The sequence below is a fragment of the Sphingomonas sp. GW821-FHT09B04 genome (assembly GCF_059418285.1).
Window position 1 is genome coordinate 513,145 of record NZ_JBWKPO010000003.1, and the last position, 14,955, is coordinate 528,099.

At 65.9% G+C, this 14,955-nt stretch carries 16 protein-coding genes; 9 read left to right on the forward strand and 7 right to left on the reverse strand.

The features are described from left to right. Window positions 1–3: 3 nt before the first annotated feature. From AC07NK_RS12050 to AC07NK_RS12060, 3 genes are read left to right on the forward strand one after another with little or no spacing between them, the layout of a single operon-like run. Window positions 4–1,212: a toxic anion resistance protein gene (locus AC07NK_RS12050; RefSeq protein WP_495170838.1), complete on the forward strand. Its 1,209-nt coding sequence runs from the start codon at window positions 4–6 to the stop codon at window positions 1,210–1,212. An 8-nt stretch (window positions 1,213–1,220) separates the two neighbouring features. Further along, window positions 1,221–1,937 carry a hypothetical protein gene (locus AC07NK_RS12055; RefSeq protein WP_495170839.1) on the forward strand — a complete coding sequence of 239 codons (717 nt, stop codon included), beginning with the start codon at window positions 1,221–1,223 and terminating at the stop codon, window positions 1,935–1,937. Continuing rightward, entirely contained in the window at window positions 1,937–2,425 is a 489-nt protein-coding gene (locus AC07NK_RS12060; RefSeq protein WP_495170840.1) for a hypothetical protein, read from the forward strand. The genes AC07NK_RS12055 and AC07NK_RS12060 overlap by 1 nt, the downstream gene beginning before the upstream one ends. A gap of 21 nt (window positions 2,426–2,446) precedes the next feature. Here AC07NK_RS12060 and AC07NK_RS12065 read toward each other — a convergent pair whose 3' ends face one another. The 4 genes from AC07NK_RS12065 to ubiA all read right to left on the reverse strand — a co-directional run bounded on the left by AC07NK_RS12065 (window position 2,447) and on the right by ubiA (window position 6,306). Next, window positions 2,447–3,208 (reverse strand): SDR family oxidoreductase, encoded by a 762-nt coding sequence (locus tag AC07NK_RS12065; RefSeq protein WP_495170841.1) that lies wholly within the window; start codon window positions 3,206–3,208, stop codon window positions 2,447–2,449. Between the two features lie 69 nt (window positions 3,209–3,277). Next, window positions 3,278–4,066 (reverse strand): inositol monophosphatase family protein, encoded by a 789-nt coding sequence (locus tag AC07NK_RS12070; RefSeq protein ID WP_495170842.1) that lies wholly within the window; start codon window positions 4,064–4,066, stop codon window positions 3,278–3,280. Beyond that, complete coding sequence (locus AC07NK_RS12075; protein WP_495170843.1) at window positions 4,059–5,405, reverse strand: TldD/PmbA family protein; 1,347 nt, start codon at window positions 5,403–5,405, stop codon at window positions 4,059–4,061. Before AC07NK_RS12075 ends, AC07NK_RS12070 begins: the two co-directional genes overlap by 8 nt. A gap of 31 nt (window positions 5,406–5,436) precedes the next feature. Continuing rightward, window positions 5,437–6,306, reverse strand: coding sequence for a 4-hydroxybenzoate octaprenyltransferase (ubiA, locus tag AC07NK_RS12080; protein WP_495171008.1), 870 nt, complete (start codon window positions 6,304–6,306; stop codon window positions 5,437–5,439). Window positions 6,307–6,667: 361 nt separating this feature from the next. Between ubiA and AC07NK_RS12085 the strand changes: the two genes are divergently transcribed. The 3 genes from AC07NK_RS12085 to AC07NK_RS12095 all read left to right on the forward strand — a co-directional run bounded on the left by AC07NK_RS12085 (window position 6,668) and on the right by AC07NK_RS12095 (window position 9,153). Beyond that, window positions 6,668–7,411, forward strand: a complete 744-nt coding sequence (locus AC07NK_RS12085; protein WP_495170844.1) for a 16S rRNA (uracil(1498)-N(3))-methyltransferase — start codon at window positions 6,668–6,670, stop codon at window positions 7,409–7,411. Window positions 7,412–7,479: 68 nt separating this feature from the next. Then, a complete protein-coding gene (locus AC07NK_RS12090; protein ID WP_495170845.1) occupies window positions 7,480–8,853 on the forward strand; it encodes a glutamate--cysteine ligase in 1,374 nt (457 codons plus the stop codon). Then, window positions 8,854–9,153 carry a DUF1294 domain-containing protein gene (locus tag AC07NK_RS12095; RefSeq protein ID WP_495170846.1) on the forward strand — a complete coding sequence of 100 codons (300 nt, stop codon included), beginning with the start codon at window positions 8,854–8,856 and terminating at the stop codon, window positions 9,151–9,153. A 1-nt stretch (window position 9,154) separates the two neighbouring features. Here AC07NK_RS12095 and trpS read toward each other — a convergent pair whose 3' ends face one another. The 3 genes from trpS to secB are packed head-to-tail and all read right to left on the reverse strand — an operon-like array spanning window position 9,155 to window position 12,289. Continuing rightward, window positions 9,155–10,162, reverse strand: coding sequence for a tryptophan--tRNA ligase (trpS, locus tag AC07NK_RS12100; protein ID WP_495170847.1), 1,008 nt, complete (start codon window positions 10,160–10,162; stop codon window positions 9,155–9,157). Between the two features lie 26 nt (window positions 10,163–10,188). Beyond that, a complete protein-coding gene (murJ, locus tag AC07NK_RS12105) occupies window positions 10,189–11,754 on the reverse strand; it encodes a murein biosynthesis integral membrane protein MurJ (protein WP_495170848.1) in 1,566 nt (521 codons plus the stop codon). 22 nt (window positions 11,755–11,776) lie between these two features. Beyond that, window positions 11,777–12,289 carry a protein-export chaperone SecB gene (gene secB, locus AC07NK_RS12110; RefSeq protein ID WP_495170849.1) on the reverse strand — a complete coding sequence of 171 codons (513 nt, stop codon included), beginning with the start codon at window positions 12,287–12,289 and terminating at the stop codon, window positions 11,777–11,779. A 187-nt stretch (window positions 12,290–12,476) separates the two neighbouring features. Here secB and AC07NK_RS12115 point away from each other — a divergent pair, with 187 nt between their 5' ends. The 3 genes from AC07NK_RS12115 to AC07NK_RS12125 are packed head-to-tail and all read left to right on the forward strand — an operon-like array spanning window position 12,477 to window position 14,934. Beyond that, window positions 12,477–13,124 (forward strand): Tim44/TimA family putative adaptor protein, encoded by a 648-nt coding sequence (locus AC07NK_RS12115; RefSeq protein WP_495170850.1) that lies wholly within the window; start codon window positions 12,477–12,479, stop codon window positions 13,122–13,124. Between the two features lie 9 nt (window positions 13,125–13,133). Beyond that, window positions 13,134–14,372 carry a murein transglycosylase A gene (gene mltA, locus AC07NK_RS12120; RefSeq protein WP_495170851.1) on the forward strand — a complete coding sequence of 413 codons (1,239 nt, stop codon included), beginning with the start codon at window positions 13,134–13,136 and terminating at the stop codon, window positions 14,370–14,372. Between the two features lie 4 nt (window positions 14,373–14,376). Further along, window positions 14,377–14,934: a Smr/MutS family protein gene (locus tag AC07NK_RS12125; RefSeq protein WP_495170852.1), complete on the forward strand. Its 558-nt coding sequence runs from the start codon at window positions 14,377–14,379 to the stop codon at window positions 14,932–14,934. Window positions 14,935–14,955: the final 21 nt, after the last annotated feature.

The window sequence follows — 14,955 nt, forward strand, 5'->3', positions numbered from 1 at the left end:
CAAATGGCGACCGAGACTGCGACTGCCGAGAAGACCGACGACCTGGTGCTGACCGCACCCGAGCCGCTCAAGGAGCGTGCGCCTGAGAAAATGGCGGGGCTCGTCCCCGTGGACGAAGGCAAGAAGGGCGAACTGGTTACCCGGGTTGAGGGCTTTATCGACGATCTTGTCGCACAGGACGTGAACTCGCCCGAGTTCGGCAAGCGTGTTGATGCGATCACGGCGATGGGATCAAAGGAAATCCGCGATGCCGCGGGCCAGTCGAACCGCTTCCTCGATCGCCCGGTGCGGGCGATGGACAAGGATGTCGGCGTCGGCAAGGATCTGGCCGAGCTGCGCCGGGTGGTTGAGGATCTCGATCCCGGCAAGAAGGGGGACCTGACGCAGCGCAAGAAGTTGTTCGGCATCATCCCGATGGGCAACAAGCTGCGCAACTATTTCGACAGCTACAAGTCGAGCCAGACGCACATCGCCGCGATCCTGAAGAGCCTGCAGTCGGGCAAGGACGAACTGCTGATGGACAATGCTGCGATCGACGTCGAGCGGCAGAATCTGTGGGCGGCGATGGGGCGGCTCGAGCAGATGATCTATATCTCCAAGGAGATGGATCAGCGGCTTGAGGACAAGTCGCTTGAGCTGGATCACACCGATCCGGCCAAGGCCAAGGCGATCCGCGAGACCGCGCTGTTCTACACCCGCCAGCGCACGCAGGACCTGCTGACGCAGATGGCCGTGACCGTGCAGGGCTATCTCGCGCTCGATCTGGTCAAGAAGAACAATGTCGAGTTGGTGAAGGGCGTTGACCGCGCTTCGACCACCACGGTTGGCGCGCTGCGCACCGCGGTGACGGTGGCGCAGGCGCTGACCGCACAGCGGCTGGTGCTCGACCAGATCACCGCGCTCAACACGACCACCGCGAACATCATCGATTCGACGGGCAATCTGCTCAAGTCGAATACCGCGATGGTTCATGAGCAGGCGGCGGCGAGCACGATCCCGATCGAGACGCTGCAGCGTGCATTCCAGAACATCTATGACACGATGGACGCGATCGACACGTTCAAGCTCAAGGCGCTCGACAACATGAAAACCACGGTCAACGTGCTGTCGAACGAGATGGAGAAGTCCAAGGGCTATATCGCACGGGCCGAGGGCGCGGCGCAGAACCAGCTTTCGGGCAACACCGAAACGTTCAAGCTGGAGGCACTGTAAGCAGCGTCATGCCCAGCGAGATCGACCGTGAAATTGCCCGCGCCGACGCGGTGCTCAATCGCTCGCGCGAGCGCTACACCACGCTCAATGCGCGTGCGAAGAAACGCCGCGATACCGAAATCCTGACCCGGGTTGGCCGGATCGCCGGTGCGGCCGGGGTCATCCTCATCGGTGCGATGATCCTGGGCTGGTTCCTTCCGCTCGGCATGGGCGGGGCGTTGGCCGTGATGGCGCTGCTGATCGTCACGACGCTGTTCTTCGGCCTGTCATCGACGAGCAAGGAAGTCGCGCCGGAGAAGTTCGGCGAGGCACCGCTGGCATCGCTGCCGCTGCGCACCGAGGAGTGGCTGGACCGCCAGCGGTCGACGCTGCCCGGGGCAGCGATGCCGTTGCTCGATTCGATCGGCATGAAGCTCGATGTGCTGGCTGGGCAGCTCAAGACGCTCAACGAAGGCGAACCTGCGGCGGCTGAAGTGCGCAAGCTGGTCGGCGAACAACTGCCCGAGCTGATCAAGGGCTATCAGCGTGTGCCGCAGAACTTGCGCGGGCAGGACCGGTTCGGTCAGTCGCCCGACAAGCAACTGGTCGATGGGCTGAGCCTGATCGACCAGGAAATTTCGGACATGTCCTCGCAGCTGGCGCAGGGCGATCTCGATGCGCTGGCGACGCGCGGCCGGTATCTGCAGGTCAAGTATCGCGGCGACGATGAGGTCAACGGCGCCTGATGCCGCTCCTGTTCACAGCGATCATGGCGCCGGCACTGCTCGCTATTGCCCCGCTTCTCGTTACCCAGAATACCATCTACACCCCGCGCGTCGGCAGCGTGGAACGCGCCGGGATTATCAGCACGCTGAAGAGTGGCAGTGATCCCCGGCTGCGATACACGTTCAGGAAATTGCGCGTCGTACACGATGGCCGTCGGGCCATTGCCTATGCCGAAGGTGAAGGCGGTGTCGGTGATTTTCAGATGATCCTGACACGGGAGGGTAACTCGCCCTGGCGTACCGTCTGGGGCGAGGGCGCCGGTGGCAGCGACAGCTGTGCCGCCGGTGCACGCCACTATGAATGGGCGTTGAGCCTGATCAGATCCTATAAGGTCGCGCCCGATGCGCTGTTTCCCGGCATCACCGCGCGGACGCGGGAGCTGAAGCGGATGGCGGTGACCGAACCCGAAACGCAATGTGTCGGCGACCTTGAGGGCGGCCCGCGATAAGCGCCAGCACCCGGCCAACCATCATGTCTTGGTGATCGAAGCGCCCCCGTCGACCGCAATCGCGCCGCCGGTGACGAAGCTTGCAGCGTCGGACGCCAGGAACAGCGCCATTTCGGCGATCTCCGCCGGTTCCGCGAGGCGCTTGAGCGCATGGAGCTGTTCCATCCACGCCTGTACACCCGGATCGGCATCCGGCTGGCGCGCCGCACTTGCAGGGCTGTCCGTGCCGCCGATGACGAGCGCGTTCGCACGGATGCGCTGCGGCCCAAGTTCCACGGCGAGGGTACGGACGAGACCAAGTAGCCCGGCCTTGGCCGCGGCATAAGCACCCATGCCGGGAATGCCATTAGCTGCGCCGACAAAGCTTGAGCTGAACAGGATCGACCCGCCACCGCGTGCTGTCATCGCCGGCGCTTGATGCTTGGCGCCATAAAAGGCGGCGGTCAGGTTGGTGGCGATCGTCCAGTCCCAGTTCTCTGCCGCCAGGTCGGTCAGCGGACCCGCTGTGCCCACCGCGCCCGCGTTATTGAACGCGATGTCGAGGCCGCCGAAGCGATCCACCGCGAGTGCGACCAGTGCTTTCGCATAGGCTTCGTCACGGACATCGCCGGTCAGAATGGCGACATCTCCGCCCAGTTCATTGGCCACGCGCTCGAGCTCGGCCGGACGCCGTGCGGCAAGCACCAGTTTCGCGCCTTCCGCCGCGAAGCGACGTGCGGTTGCGGCGCCGATCCCTGAGCTGGCGCCTGTGATAATCGCAACCTTGCCGTCGAGTCTTGCCATGTTTCCGTCTCCTTGCTTCGGAGAGGGACATGCGGGCTGTGGATGCGGGATGCTTCCCGGCGCTTGCCTTCAAAGGCGCGGGCGGCCCAGTGCCGCTACCGCGCGTTCCCGCAAATGTTCGGTCGTGGCCTGATGGATGCCGGGAGCTGTGGCGAGGACGCCGAATGCTTCGCCTGCAGGGGTATTGAAACGTAGCTTGCGCCCGAGTGCATCGGTGACCTTCGCGCCTGCCTCCCGCGCGATCAGCGTGGCTGCGGCGATGTCCCACTCATTGCCCCAGCGGAAGGTGGCGAGCAGGTCAGCGTCGCCCGATGCGACCATCGCGATGCGCAAAGCGATCGAATTCGGTTTGTGGACCATTGTCAGAAGCCGGTCGACCTTGGGCAGGTCGTCGGCGGGGACGCGGGCGCCCGCGAGTTCGGTGCGATCCGATGCGGTGAGGATCCTGCCGTTGAGCGTCGCCCCCTTGTCCTTCACGGCCTGCCAATGCTCGCCGCGAACGGGAGCGTCGAGGACGCCGATTACCGGCTGGCCATTTTCGACCAGCGCGACCGAGATCGCCCAGCCGGGCCGATGCCGCAGGAAATCGCGAGTGCCATCGATCGGGTCGACCACCCAGACGCGATTGCAGGACAGGCGAGCGAGATCGTCGGCGGTCTCTTCCGACAGCCAGCCGGCATCGGGGAGGAGGGCGGAGAGGCGGGCGCGGAGCAGCTCGTCCACCGCCAGATCGACTTCGCACACAAAATTGTCGGGCGACTTTTCCCATTTGCGCACGTCCTGCCCGTAACGGGCATGCGCCAGCCGCCCCGCCTCGGCGGCGATATCGCTGACGGCCGAGGCGAGCGTGTCAGCCACTCGCGATGGTCATCCCGTCGATGCGCAAGGTGGGGACGTTGATCCCGTAGCGGAATTCGAGATCGTTCGCTGGGATCAGTTCAGCGAACATCGACTGGAGCGTGCCGGCAATGGTGAATTCGGACACGGGCCGGGTAATCTCGCCATTCTCGATCAGGAATCCGGCTGCGCCACGGCTATAGTCGCCGGTGATGATATTGACGCCTTGGCCAATTAGTTCAGTGACATAGATACCATAGCTGATGTCAGCGATGAGCGTTTCGACGGGTAGCTTACCCGCTTCCATGAACAGATTGCTCGGTCCGACGCCGGGTGCGCCGCCGATGCCGCGGCTGGCGTGGCCGGTCGGCTCCAGCCCGAGCTGGCGCGCGGCGGCGCTGTCGAGCAACCAGGTTTCGAGGTTTCCGTTTTCGATCAATGCGACCGGTGAGACGGGCAGGCCTTCGCCATCGAACGGGCGTGAGCGCAGGGCGCGGGGACGGTGCGGATCGTCCTGAATGCGGATGCCCGGCGCGAAGATGCGCGTGCCCATCGCGTCCAGCAGGAAGCTGGTCTTGCGCGTGATCGCACTGCCCGAGATCGCGCCGCTAAGATGTCCGAGCAGGCTGGAGCCGGCACGCGGATCGAGCACCACAGGCATCGCGCCGCTCTTCACTCGTCCAGGATTGAGGCGCGCCACTGCGCGTTCGCCCGCGCGGCGGCCGATGGCGTCGGGGGATTCAACATGACGCGCATGGCGCGCGCTGTGATGGGCGTAATCGCGCTCCATCGCACCGGTTTCACCAGCCAGAACGCTGGCGGACAGGCCGTGGCTGGTCACGGCATAGGCGCCCGCAAAGCCGTGGCTGGTGGCGAGCGCCCAGATGCTGCGGCTGGCCGAGGCGCCGCCGCCTTCGCTGTTGGTGACTCCGGGAACGGCGCGTGCCGCATCTTCAGCAGCGAGCGCCAGCGCCTTGAGTGCCGCAGGTTCCCCGAGCTCGCGGTCGTCGAGGTCGAGGTCGGGGACATCGCCCTTAAGCAGCCGTTCCGCAGGCGCGAGACCTGCCCATTCGTCCTCGGGCGCCTCACGCGCCATCGCCACCGCGCGTTCGGCGAGGGTGTCGAGGGCGGCGGGGGTGAGGTCGGTCGAAGAGATACTGGCCGAACGGGTGCCGACGAACACACGCAGGCCCAGTTCTTCCGCCTCGGCGCGGCCGACATCCTCCAGCGCGCCGAGACGGACGGAGACCGACACCGACTCGCCGCCGGAGAACATGGCATCGGCGGCATCCGCGCCTGCCTTGCGCGCACGGGCAATGGCGTCCTGGACTCGATCTCGGGCTTGTTCGGGGGTCAACATCGCCGCGATCTAGGTATTGGCTGGCCGAACGTCAAAAGGCAGTCGTCCCGACGACGAAGCAGGCGGCAAAGACGAGCAGGCCGGCGAAACGGTTTGAACGGAATCGATGGAGGGCGTTGGGACCATCCGCGGGAACGAGCGTGCCGACCTGCCACAGCAGATGGATCGCGGCCGGGGCGAGCGCGAGCAGCACGAGCTTGTCGGGGCGGACCTGCCACAATGCCGCGCCCCAGAGGGTGAGCGCGATCGCGTAGAAGGCCGCGACGCCGAGCCGGACATTGTCGCCGAGGCGGCGGGCGGAGGAGCGGACGCCGACCAGCGCATCGTCCTCGACATCCTGCAGCGCATAGATGGTGTCGTAGCCGATCACCCAGAAGATGCAGCCGGCATAGAGGAGCAGGGCCGGGGCGGGCAGTTCGCGCGCGACCGCCGCCCAGCCGACCAGCGCCGCCCATGAGAAGACGAGACCAAGCCACGCCTGTGGCCACCAGGTGATCCGCTTCATGAAGGGATAGGCAGCGACCAGCGCGAGGCTGGCGAGCGCGATGACCGCGGCGAAGGGGTTGAGCTGGATCAGGACAAGCAGTCCGATCAGACAGAGCGCGATCAACCAGATCCACGCGGCCTTTAACGTCACCGCACCGCTGGCGAGCGGACGGCTGCGGGTGCGTGCGACCTGCCGGTCGAGATCGCGATCGACGATGTCGTTATAGACGCAGCCTGCGCCGCGCATCGCGATGCTGCCGAGCAGGAACCACAGGATCAGGTCCCAGCGCTCGACGGCGCCGCCGGAGAGCGCGATGGCCCAGGCGCCGGGCCAGAACAGCAGCCACCAGCCGATCGGCCGGTCGAAGCGCGCGAGCAACGCATAGGGGCGCGCGGCGGCGGGGAGCAGGCGCATCAGGCCGCGATGTTCGGTATCGGGGACGGTCTGGGTGGAGTCGATCACAAGCGGAACCGGATGGCAAAGTTGCGGGAGATACGGCCCATTTTTAAACTTTGCCCGCGCTCGCGAAGGATCGGCGGGAGCAGGCATGAAAGAGTGAGCCGTGGCATGGATTCCTGCTGCCACAGGCGAAGGCATGTAGGAAAATGATTTCTCCTTGATCGATGTCGATAGACTTCATCCGGCATTCCGGCCCTGTGACGGGATCGCCGTGCTGCGAACGAGGTATTCAGGCTTGAAGCCGGCGAACCCCGCGCTGTGGACCCCGGCACAAGGCCGGGGTGACGAAGGCGGGAAGTGCGGTTAGGTCGGGAACATGATCGCTACCCCAGCCTGGCCGCCGCAATCGACCCCGCGTTTGTTCGTGGAGCCGGCTTTGTCAGCGGGCGAGCTGCGGCGCATCGACGGGCCGCAGGGGCATTATCTGGCGAGCGTGATGCGGCTCAAGGCCGGAGACCCGGTCAAACTGTTCGATGACGCGACCGGCGAATGGCTCGCGGTCGCGACCGAGGTGCGCAAGCGCGACGTCACGCTCGAGCTGCGCGAGAAGTTGCGCGAGCGCGAGGCGGTGCCCGATTTGTGGCTGTGTGCCGCGCCGATCAAGAAGGGGCGGATCGACTGGGTCGCCGAAAAGGCGTGCGAGCTGGGCGTCGCACGGCTGGCGCCGGTGCTCACCCGGCGCGCGGTGGTCGACAAGCTCAACCTCGATCGGCTGCGCAGCCACATGATCGAGGCGGCTGAGCAATGCGGGCGTACCGCGCTGCCCGAACTAACCGAGTCGGTGAAGCTCGCCGCGATGCTGCGCGACTGGCCCAGGGGACGCGCGCTGTTCTTCGCCGACGAGACAGGCGGAGCGCCGGCACTGGAGGCGATGCGGGCGCATCGCGGCCCGGCGGCGATCCTGATCGGACCCGAGGGCGGATTCGACGCCGATGAGCGCGAGGCGATCCGCGCGGTGCCGGGCGCGGTCGGCATTTCGCTTGGCCCGCGGATCCTGCGCGCGGAGACCGCGGCGGCAGCGGCGGTGAGCCTGTGGATGGGTGCGGCAGGGGACTGGTGATTTCCTACTGAAAATAGGGTGTTTCGTCCCCTCTTTCGCGGATCGTTACGCACGCCTACATGCCGCGCATGAGCACCAAGACGGCTGTAAGCAGCAACGCGCCTGTCATCGAGAGCCGTCAGCAGCTCCTCGATTATTTTGCCGGTGGCGAGAAGGCCGCCGAGCGGTGGCGAATCGGCACCGAGCACGAGAAGTTCGTCTATTCGACCAAAGACTGTCACGCGCCGTCCTATGACGAGCCGGGCGGCATCCGCGACTTGCTCGCGGAGCTGACCCAGTTCGGCTGGTCGCCCGTGATGGAGGGCGACAACGTCATCGCGCTGTCGGGCCCTGACGGGACGGTCAGCCTTGAACCCGCGGGGCAGCTCGAACTGTCGGGCGCACCGCTGGAGAATCTGCACCAGACCTGCGCTGAGACCGGCCGCCATCTGCAGCAGGTCAAGGCGGTGGGCGAGAAGCTCGGTCTTGGCTTCCTCGGTCTTGGCATGTGGCCCGACAAGACCCGCGCCGAACTGCCGATAATGCCCAAGGGCCGCTACGGCATCATGCTCAACCATATGCCGAGGGTCGGCAGCCTCGGCCTCGACATGATGCTGCGCACCTGCACGATTCAGGTGAACCTCGACTATTCGAGCGAGGCGGACATGGCGCAGAAGTTCCGCGTCGGCCTTGCGCTTCAGCCGCTGGCGACGGCGCTGTTCGCCAACTCGCCCTTCACCGAGCGCAAGCCCAACGGTTTCCTGAGTTACCGCAGCCATATCTGGTCGGACACCGATCCGCACCGCACAGGCATGCTGCCCTTCGTATTCGAGGACGGGTTCGGGTATGAGCGCTACGCCGACTATGCGCTCGATGTGCCGATGTACTTCGTCTACCGCGACGGGAAATACATCGACGCCGCGGGCCTCAGTTTCCGCGATTTCCTGAAGGGTGAGCTTTCGGTCCTCCCGGGCGAGAAGCCGACGATCGACGACTGGGCCGATCATCTTTCCACCGCCTTCCCCGAAGTGCGGCTCAAGACCTTCCTCGAGATGCGCGGCGCCGATGGCGGGCCGTGGAACCGCATCTGCGCGCTGCCGGCATTCTGGGTCGGACTTCTCTATGATCAGGGCGCGCTCGATGCGGCGTGGGATCTGGTCAAAGACTGGGACATGGCCGGGCGGCAGGAATTGCGCGACAGCGTGCCGAAGCTCGGCCTCGACGCGCCGCTGCCGGGCGGCGGCAAGCTGCGCGACATTGCGGGGCAGGTGATCGATATCGCGGGCGCGGGCCTGACGGCGCGCGGGCGGCTCAATTCGGCGGGCGACAATGAGAGCGGTTTCCTCGATCCGCTGCGCGAGATTGTGCGGACGGGCAAGGTGCCCGCGGAAGTACTGCTCGAACATTATCGCGGTTCGTGGGACGGCGATCCCTGCCGCATCTACGGCGAGACCAAATTCTAGATGGGGCCGGCGCGGTGGCTGGCCGTCGCGATCCCGGTGCTCCTTGCGCTGGTCAACCTCGTCACCCTGCTGAGCTTCAGGCACGACAAGCTGCAGGCTATGCGGGGCGGGCGACGCGTTCGTGAAGCGGACCTGCTGCTTCTGGCGCTGATCGGGGGATCTCCGGGGGCTCTGCTCGCGCGGCGCCTGTTTCGGCACAAGACGCGCAAGCAGCCGTTCTCGACGCTGTTGTTGCTGATCGTCGGGGTGCAGGCCGGGGCGCTGATCGGCCTGCTGTCGATCCAGGCGCCCCGACTCTAGTTCAGACGAGCAGGCCCATCGCGTCCTGCACCTTGCGCAGCAGCGGGGCGGCGAGGGCGGCGGCGCGGTTGGAGCCGTCGCGCAGCACCGCATCGACTGCAGCACGATCGGCGGTCAGGCGGACCATCTCGTCACGGATCGGGCCGAGCCTGGCGACTGCGAGGTCGGCGAGTGCGGGTTTGAAGCTGCCGAAGCCCTGACCAGCATATTCAGCGACGACATCGTCGGGGGTACGGTCCGACAGTGCGGCGAAGATGGTGACGAGGTTCTTTGCCTCCGGCCGGTCCTTCAGTTCCTCGAACGTCTCGCCCAGCGGTTCGGGATCGGTCTTCGCCTTGCGGAATTTCTGCGCGATGGCGTCGTCGTCATCGATCAGGTTGATCCGCGCACCCTCGGACGGGTTGGACTTGGACATTTTCTGCGTTGCGTCGCGCAGCGACATGATACGCGGCGCTTCCTTGCTCACCAGCGGCTCGGGCTGGACGAGCAGCTCCACGCGATAGTCGAGGTTGAACTTGGCGGCGATATCGCGCGCCAGCTCCAGATGCTGCTTCTGGTCCTCGCCCACGGGGACGTGGGTGGTGGAGTAGAGCAGCACGTCCGCGGCCATCAGTACGGGATAGTCGTAGAGACCGACGCTCGCGCCCTCACGGTTCTTGCCCGCCTTGTCCTTGAACTGCGTCATGCGGTTGAGCCAGCCGACGCGCGCGACATTGTTGAGCAACCACGCCATCTCACTGTGCGCGGGGACGCGGGCCTGATTGAACAGGATCGAGCGCTTGGGGTCGATGCCCGACGCGATCATCGCCGCGGCGATCTCGAACGTGTTGGCGTGCAGCGCCGCCGGCTCGATCCACTCGGTCAGACCGTGCAGGTCGGCGATGAAATACATGCTCTCGCCGCCAGCGGCGTCGACCTCGGCCTGCATCCCCACCCACTGCTTGATGGCACCCAGATAGTTGCCGAGGTGGAGATTGCCCGTGGGCTTGATGCCGGAAACGACGCGCATTGTACTTCTCTGTGGTTGGATGGTTCCTAGGCGGCGCGGCGGCGGAACAGCGCCTTGAGGTCGCCGATCCGCACCGCTCCGGTGCCGAAGCACGCGACCGCGTACACCACGCAACCCGCGCCGACCAGCACCAGCATCGCCGCGGTGCGGATCGTCCATGTGCCGTGAATGTAGGGGGTGAACAGATCGTTGAGGAAGAACATGACCGCGCCCATCGCGATCGACGCGCCGACCAGCCGCCAGACGCGGCGCCTGAGCTGATCGTCGGCGACGAAATGGCCGCGCTTCGCCAGCGCACGATAGAGCAGGGCGACATTGACCCAGGCCGCGACCGCGGTGGCGAGCGGCGGGCCCATATGCTGGAGCGGCACGATCAGTGCGAGGTTAAGCGCGAGGTTCACCGCGATCGACACCATGGCGTAGCGCACCGGGGATTTGGTGTCCGACCGGGCATAGAATCCGGGGGTCAGCACCTTGACCAGAATATAGGCGGGCAGACCAACCGAGAAGGCGGCGAGCGCCTGCGCGGTCTTGACGGTGTTCTCGGCGGTGAAGGCACCATGCTGGAACAGTGCGGCGACGATCGGGCCGCCGCAGATCACCAGCGCGGCGGTGGCGGGCAGGGTGAGGAACAGCGCCAGCTCAGCGCCGCGATTCTGCGTGTGCATCGCCGCGCTCTCATTCCCCGCACCCAGCTGTCGGGCGATGGTGGGGAGCAGGACGGTGCCGAGGCCGATTCCGATCAGCCCGAGCGGGAGCTGGTTCAGCCGGTCGGCGTAATAAATGTACGAGACCGAACCCTCGGCCAGCAGGCTGGCGGCGAGCGCGGTCGAGATGATGAGGTTGATCTGAGTGGCGCCCGCGCCCGCGGCGGCGGGACCGATCAGCGCGAGCAGCTTCTTTACATCGGGGGTCAGGCGCGGCGCGCGGATGCGCAGCTTTACCCCGTTGGCGCGGCAGGCGAGGAACAGCCAGAGGAGCTGAAGCACACCCGAGACGGTAACCGCGATCGCCTGATTTCGGGCGGTGAGAAGCGTATCGCTATTGTGGAAGAACAGCAGCGCCGCGATCAGTGTGAGGTTAAGCAGGATCGGCGCTGCGGCGTTGACCCAGAATTTGTGGAGTGAGTTGAGAATGCCGCCGAGTAGCGAGACGAGGCTGATCAGCAGCAGATAAGGGAAGGTGATGCGCGACAGCTCGACCGCATAGGCGAATTGCCCGGGCGTCACGTCGTTGAATCCGCCCGACATCGCCCAGACGACCGGATAGGCCGCGATCTCCATCATCGCGGTCATCAGGATCAGGACGGGAAGGAGGACCGAGAGCGCCTCCTCTGCGAAGGACAGCGCCGGCTTGGTGTCGCCGCCCGCTTCGCCGACCTTCTTGCTGAACATAGGCACGAAGGCTGCGCTGAACGCCCCTTCCGCGAACAGCGCGCGGAACAGGTTGGGCAAGCGGAACGCGATCAGGAAGGCGTCTGAGGCAAAGCTCGCCCCGACATAGCGCGCGAACAGCGAGTCGCGAACCAGTCCGAGCACGCGGCTGGCGAGCGTTAGCCCACCGATCGACCCGAGTGCCCGGACAAGGTTCATCTGTTGCCCCCGAAGACCGGGATCAGGCCTGGCCGATTTCCCCGGCCTGCTCGCCCGCAGCTGCACGCTCTTCGAGCTGCTGGTAGTAGAGGCCGTTGAAGTCGATCGGCTCGAGCATCAGCGGCGGGAAGCCGCCGTCGCGGACGGCATCGGCCAGCACGCGGCGCGCGAAGGGGAAGAGCAGGCGCGGTGCTTCGCCCAGCAGGAACGGCTGGAGATGTTCGGCCGGGATATTGCGGGCCGCGAACAGACCAGCATAGGAAAGGTCGACGACGAACGCGACCTGGCCTTCGTTCTCGGCGCGCACGTCGATCTTGAGAACGACTTCGTAGACGTCCTGCCCGACTTCGCCCGAACCGATGTTGAACTGGACGTCGAACTGGGGCTGGCCCTGCATCTGATAGATGGCGGGCGCGTTCGGATTCTCGAACGAGAAGTCCTTCACATATTGCGAGATAACGCCCACCGAGGGAGCGGTATCGGCGCCGTTCGCGAGCGGCTCACCCTGCGGCGCTGCGTTTTCCGGCTCGTCCATCGTTCGAAAGTCCTTCTTGTCTGGGATATTTATCGCGGTGATCCGCGTTGGAATGACGGTCGCGCCTAGCAGGGGCGATGCGGTGTTTCAACGGGCGTGCGTTGTTCTCGGTTCACAGGTCTGTTCATGCTATATTTGAATCGGGCGCGTATCCTGCCTATGTGAGGGCTGAAACGAGGTGTCCCAAGTGTATCTAGTCGTCCTGTTTGCAGCGATCGCGGCCTTTCTGGCGCTCCGGCTCTATTCCGTACTCGGAAAGCGCACCGGCCATGAGCAGCAGCCGCTGCCGCGCGCCGCGGATGAGCGTGTCGGCGCGCCGCCAATGCCGCGTACGATCGACATGCCCGCCGAGGTTCGCGACGCCGGTCCGCGTGCGGTGGAACCGGGCGCCGAGGGTGGTCTGCGCGCGCTGGTCGCCGCCGACCCGTCGTTCGACGTCGCCCAGTTCGTTGAAGGCGGCAAGTCGGCCTATAAGATGATCCTCGAAGCGTTCTGGAAGGGCGACCGCGAGACGCTGACCTGGCTGGTCGAGGATGAGGTCCGCGACAGTTTCATCGCTGCGATCGATGCGCGTGAGGTTGCGGGCGAGACGCTCGACAACCGGCTGGTCTCGATCGAGCGTGCGGCGATCTCTGAAATCACGGTCGAAGGCCGGATGGCGCGCGTCACGATGCGCTTCGACGCGGATATTGCCGCGGTAACGCGTGACAAGGACGGCAGCGTCATCGCCGGTTCGCTCACCGATGCGGTCGATACGCATGACGTGTGGACGTTCAGCCGCGACCTGCGCAGCGACGATCCGAACTGGAAGCTGAGCGACACCGACGAAGCGTAAAGGATAGTGATGCGCGCCTGGGGGGTAGCGGCGCTGGCCGTCGCAGTTAGCGCCTGTTCGTCAGGCGTAGTGCCTTCGCGGCCGGGAACGGTGCGCCCTGCACCGTCCGGCCCTTCGGTTCCCGTCCGTCAGCCGACCGCAGCGACGCCGCTGGCGCCCAGACCTGCCCCCGCTGCAACGGCCTCCACGGCGACTGCGGCAAGTGCGGGGCTGGTCGCAGGTCCGGAAATCGCCGATCTTCCCATTACCGCGATTGGCGCGACGCGTGCGCTCGAAGCATTCCGGATCAGCTGCCCCAGTCTGGTCAAGCGTACGGACGCCAGCGGGCTCACGCGGGCCGAGGACTGGCGCGCGGCGTGCGATGCGGCACGGACCGCGCAGCCGCGCGACGCCACCGCCTTCTTCGCACGCTATTTCGAGGCGGTGCAGGTTGCCGACGGCAAGGCGTTTGCGACGGGCTATTACGAACCGGAGATTTCCGGATCGCGCACGCGGCGGAGCGGCTATGAGGTGCCGATCTATGGTCGCCCTGCGGATCTGATAGACGTCGATCTCGGCACATTTTCCGACAATCTCAAGGGCCGCTCGATCCGCGGGCGCGTCGATGGCACCAAGTTCGTGCCCTTCTATGACCGCACGGCGATCGAGGGCGGTAGCCTGGCGGGCCGCGGACTCGAGATCGCCTGGGCGGCCGATCCGGTCGAGTTGTTCTTCCTGCAGATTCAGGGTTCGGGGCGGCTGCGCCTGCCCGATGGCGGGATCATGCGGATCGGCTATGCCAGCCAGAATGGGCGCGATTATACCGGGATCGGCAAGCTGATGATCGACCGCGGAGTCCTGCCCAAAGGGCAGGGGTCGATGCAGGGGATCATGGCCTATCTGCGCAAAAACCCCGAAGAAGGTCGCGCGATCATGCGCGAGAACAAGAGCTACGTCTTTTTCCGCGAGTTGACCGGGGCAGGGCCGCTGGGCGCGATGGGCTACCCCGTGACGGGACGCGGCAGCGTTGCCGCCGACCCCAAGTTCGTGCCGATGGGCGCCCCCGTCTTCCTGTCGATGGACCGGCAGGACGCAACCGGCATCTGGGTCAATCAGGACACCGGCGGCGCGATCAAGGGCAGCAACCGCTTCGACACCTTCTGGGGCGCGGGTGACGATGCGCGTGCGATCGCGGGCGGCATGTCCGCGCGCGGCACCGCATGGCTGCTGCTGCCAAAGGGAACGCTGGCACGCCACGGCGTGGATTGAAGCCATGAGACCGCCGCGAACGATGACGCCCGACGAACGGGCGCTATGGGCGCGTGTGATCGCCACTGTAACCCCGATTGCGCGGGAGCCCGTCCCCGCGAAGGCGCCGCCACCGAAGCCACCGACGCCGGTCGTTCCCGAGCCTGGCCCGGTTGCGCGTGTGAAGGGGCGGATCCCGCCTGCGCCTCTGCCCAAACCCAAGCCCGTACCGCCCTCCGCCGATACGCTCGATGCCTCATGGGATCGCCGGCTTTCACGCGGTCTGGTGGCGCCAGAGAGCTCGATCGACCTGCACGGCCATACGCTGTCGAGTGCGCACGCCCGGCTCGATCGGGGTCTGGAGGCAGCGGTCGCGCGGGGCGACCGGGTGCTGCTGCTGATTACCGGCAAACCGCCGCGGCCGGAATCGGAGCGGCCGCATGCGCGTGGAGCGATCCGTGCGGCGGTGGGAGACTGGCTCGCGGCGTCGCGCCACGGTGACCGGATCGCGGCGGTACGAAACGCGCATCCACGGCACGGGGGCCTTGGCGCTCTCTACATCGTTCTGAAAAGACAACGATAGGCTCCGACGCAGAAATCTTAA